The organism is Rhizobacter sp. P3_B12, from assembly GCF_056402895.1.
In genome coordinates this window covers 1-3,583 of the sequence record NZ_JBFUGN010000645.1, presented here as the reverse complement: position 1 = coordinate 3,583, position 3,583 = coordinate 1, and the positions used below count along the sequence as shown (strand labels likewise).

5 protein-coding genes are annotated in these 3,583 nt (G+C 69.7%); 3 read left to right on the top strand and 2 right to left on the bottom strand.

What is annotated here, in order from left to right:
• Both AC1D01_RS25370 and AC1D01_RS25365 read right to left on the bottom strand, forming a co-directional pair.
• Positions 1 to 488: DUF421 domain-containing protein (locus AC1D01_RS25370; RefSeq protein ID WP_477871291.1), on the bottom strand; the 488-nt coding region annotated here is incomplete at its 3' end.
• 15 nt (positions 489 to 503) lie between these two features.
• Positions 504 to 1,031, bottom strand: a complete 528-nt coding sequence (locus AC1D01_RS25365) for a hemerythrin domain-containing protein (RefSeq protein WP_477871289.1) — start codon at positions 1,029 to 1,031, stop codon at positions 504 to 506.
• 153 nt (positions 1,032 to 1,184) lie between these two features.
• On the opposite strand from AC1D01_RS25365, the gene AC1D01_RS25360 reads away from it, so the two are divergent.
• The 3 genes from AC1D01_RS25360 to AC1D01_RS25350 all read left to right on the top strand — a co-directional run.
• Complete coding sequence (locus AC1D01_RS25360; protein ID WP_477871287.1) at positions 1,185 to 1,451, top strand: hypothetical protein; 267 nt, start codon at positions 1,185 to 1,187, stop codon at positions 1,449 to 1,451.
• A gap of 26 nt (positions 1,452 to 1,477) precedes the next feature.
• A complete protein-coding gene (locus AC1D01_RS25355) occupies positions 1,478 to 1,681 on the top strand; it encodes a hypothetical protein (protein ID WP_477871285.1) in 204 nt (67 codons plus the stop codon).
• A 10-nt stretch (positions 1,682 to 1,691) separates the two neighbouring features.
• A partial coding sequence (locus tag AC1D01_RS25350) for a catalase (protein WP_477871283.1) occupies positions 1,692 to 3,583 on the top strand: 1,892 nt, incomplete at its 3' end.

Here is a 3,583-nt window from a genome sequence, read left to right as displayed (position 1 = left end):
TGCGAGCGCTGCCCCTCCCGCGTGATCACCGAAAACCGCCCGTCCGATTCCATGAACGCGCGGCGCACGTCGGCCAGGTTGCCGACGCCGTTCTGCCGCAATTGCGACTGCAGGTCGTCCAGCGTCAGGAATTCTTGCCGCAAGTTGCGGTGCAGCACCCGGCCGTTGCGCACCAGCAGCAGCGGCGGCGGCTCGGCGAGGCGGCGCACGGCATCGAAGCGGAACGAGGCCCAGTCGAGCAGCCAGTTCCAGCCCATCAGCGTCAGCACCAGCACGCAGCCTTCGGACACCGTCTCGTAGCCGCCGGCCATCGCGTTCTGCGACGCGTCGGCGATCAGCACGACCAGCAGCACGTCGGCGATGCCGACCGAGCCGACGTCGCGCCGCAGCACGAAGCGGAACATCAGGAACAGGAACCAGTAGATCAGCGTCCCGCGCAGCACGAGCTCGAGCGGCGGGACGTTGAACGCGAAGATCGACAGGTCCATCGCGGCGGGGAGGCGTCAGTGCGCGGCGTCGAGCCGCGCGAGCAGCTGTTCCTTGCGCGCCTGCATCTGCTCGCCCAGTTCGCGGCGGTCGATCTTCGGACGCACCTTCGGGAACAACTCGTTCTGCTCTTCCTTCACGTGGTGGTCGATGTACTCGCCGAGCACCTTGACCTTGGCGTCGTACATGTCGTCGTCGGGCGAGCTCGATTGCAGCTGCGCGATCAGGTCCTTCGCGCTGGCGTGTTCGACGGTGGCCTCGTCGAGCAGGTCGTCGTTGTCCTGCAGCGCGTCGCGGCAGGCCGGGTAGAAGATCTCTTCCTCGATCTGCGCATGCACCGTCAGCTTGTTGCAGATGTCGAGCGCCAGCGCCTCGCGCTCGCTGGCATCGGCCTCGGCCTTCGCGAGCTTCTCGTACTCGGCGAACAGCTTCTTCACCTCGGCGTGGTCGGCGCGCAGCAGCTTGATCGCATCGGCCGGCGGCGCCTTGCGGGTGCGCGTGGCGGTCGCGGTGTGCGAGCGGGTGGCAGTGTGGGATGTCGGCATGGGGAACTCCTTGAAGTGGCCAACCCAATCTACGCACTCGAATCGCGTTCGCTGTAGGAGAAGCACGCAACTGCAGGTGCGATCTTGCGCATCGCGCACAGGTATGCCGTTTGCCCCGTTCCTCCGATCGAGGCATTCCACGAAAGGGCGACCATGACCACGCAACGCATCGATGACCAGGCCAGCACCGCGCGCCTGACCGGCCAGCCGGCGCACGACGGGCTGCTGTCGCAGGCCGGCCGCGCCGCCGCGGGCTGGCTGCGGAAACCCGGCAAAGCCGGCCGCTTCGGCCTGGTRCTCGCGGGCGCCAAGGTCTTCCTCGGGCGCCACCGCCCAGCCGCCCGGACGGTGGCCGCCGGCGTCGGCATCGCCGCGGTGCTCGGCACCGCCCTCTGGGTCCTCAGCCGCCCGCGGCGCTGAGCGCTCCCGCACTCCAGGAGACCGTGATGAGCAAGCCTTCCAGTCCGTCCAGCAAGCCGCGCAGCATCCACGATGCCGGCAGCCCCGACACCAAGCACGGCCCCAAGGCCGGCACCAACCCGGATGGCGCGACGCCCGCCGAGCTGCCGTCGGCCGAAGCCGGCAAGGCGAGCCTGCACAAGCCGGCGCCGCCCGACCTGCAGTCGACCAAGCCGCGCAAGACGCCCTGAAGGACATCCGATGCCCAAGACTCCCTCGAAGACCTCTGCCGGCAAGCGCCGCCCGATCCCGCCGAGCCCGGCCGGCCAGGAGCGCCAGGCCGTCGAGGTGCAGGCGCTCGCGGCGGCGATTCCGTTCAATGCCAACAAGCCGAACGAGATCGGGCGCGACAACGCGCTCGCACCCCCGATCGGGCAACGCAGCCCGCTGACCTCGGTGTCGACCGGCGCCGGCACGCTGAGCGAGGCGAACGACACGGGCAAGACCGGCCAGGGCGGCGACGATGCGCCCTCGCACGAAGGCTTCGGCTCGCTGCAGCGCGTGCGCGCCGATGCCGGCGGCGAGGTGCTGACCACCAACCAGGGCGTCGCGGTCGGCGACAACCAGAACTCGCTGAAGGCCGGGCTGCGCGGGCCGACGCTGCTCGAAGATTTCATCCTGCGCGAGAAGATCACCCACTTCGACCATGAGCGCATCCCGGAGCGCATCGTGCATGCGCGCGGCTCGGCGGCGCACGGCTACTTCGAGTGCTACAAGCCGCTGACGAAGCTGACGCGCGCCGCGCCGTTCGCCGCGGCCGGCAAGCGCACGCCGGTGTTCGTGCGCTTCTCCACCGTGGCCGGCGAGCGCGGCTCGGTCGACACCGCGCGCGACGTGCGCGGCTTCGCGATCAAGTTCTACACCGACGAGGGCAACTGGGACCTGGTCGGCAACAACATCCCGGTGTTCTTCATCCAGGACGCGATGAAGTTTCCCGACCTGATCCACGCGGTGAAGCCCGAGCCGCACCACGGCATGCCGCAGGCGGCGTCGGCGCACGACACCTTCTGGGATTTCGCGTCGCTGATGCCGGAGTCGACCCACATGCTGATGTGGGCGATGTCCGACCGCGCAATCCCGCGCAGCTACCGGATGATGCAGGGCTTCGGCGTGCACACGTACCGCTTCGTCAATGCGCGCGGCGAGAGCAGCTTCGTCAAGTTCCACTGGAAGCCGCTGCTCGGCACGCACTCGCTGGTGTGGGACGAGGCGGTGAAGCTGGCCGGCGCCGATGCCGACTACCACCGGCGCGACCTGTGGGAGGCGATCGAGTCGGGCGAGTACCCCGAGTGGGAGCTCGGCCTGCAGGTGTTCAGCGAGGCGCAGGCGGAGCAGTTCAGCTTCGACGTGCTCGACGCCACCAAGATCATCCCCGAGGAGCTGGTGCCGCTGCAGCCGGTGGGCCGCCTGGTGCTGAACCGCAACCCGGACAACTTCTTCGCCGAGACCGAGCAGGTGGCGTTCTGCGTCGCGCACGTGGTGCCGGGCATCGACTTCAGCAACGACCCGCTGCTCGCCGGGCGCATCCACTCGTACGTCGACACGCAGATCTCGCGGCTCGGCGGGCCGAACTTCCATGAGATCCCGATCAACGCGCCGCTCGCGCCGGTGCACAACAACCAGCGCGACGGCATGCACCGGCAGGCGCTGAACCGCGGGCGCGTCGCCTACGAGCCGAACTCGCTCGGCGGCGGCTGCCCGTTCCAGGCCGGCGCGAAGGGCTTCGTGTCGTTCCCGCAGCCGATCGACGGCGAGAAGCTGCGCGGCAAGCCGGAGAAATTCGCCGACCACTACACGCAGGCCACGTTGTTCTACGAGAGCCAGACGCCGGTGGAGCAGGCGCACATCATCGGCGGCTTCCGCTTCGAGCTGAGCAAGGTGACGGTGCCGGCCGTGCGCGAGCGCATGGTGGCCTCGCTGGTCAACGTCTCGAAGCCGCTGGCCAAGGCCGTCGCCGACGGGCTCGGCATGGCGCTGCCGCCGCCGTTGCCGCGCGCGCTGCCGAAGCCGGCGCGGCCGGAGGTGACGGTGTCGCCGCCGCTGTCGCTGACGGCGCGGCCGGGCGAGGGCGGCGTGCGCACGCGCCGCATCGC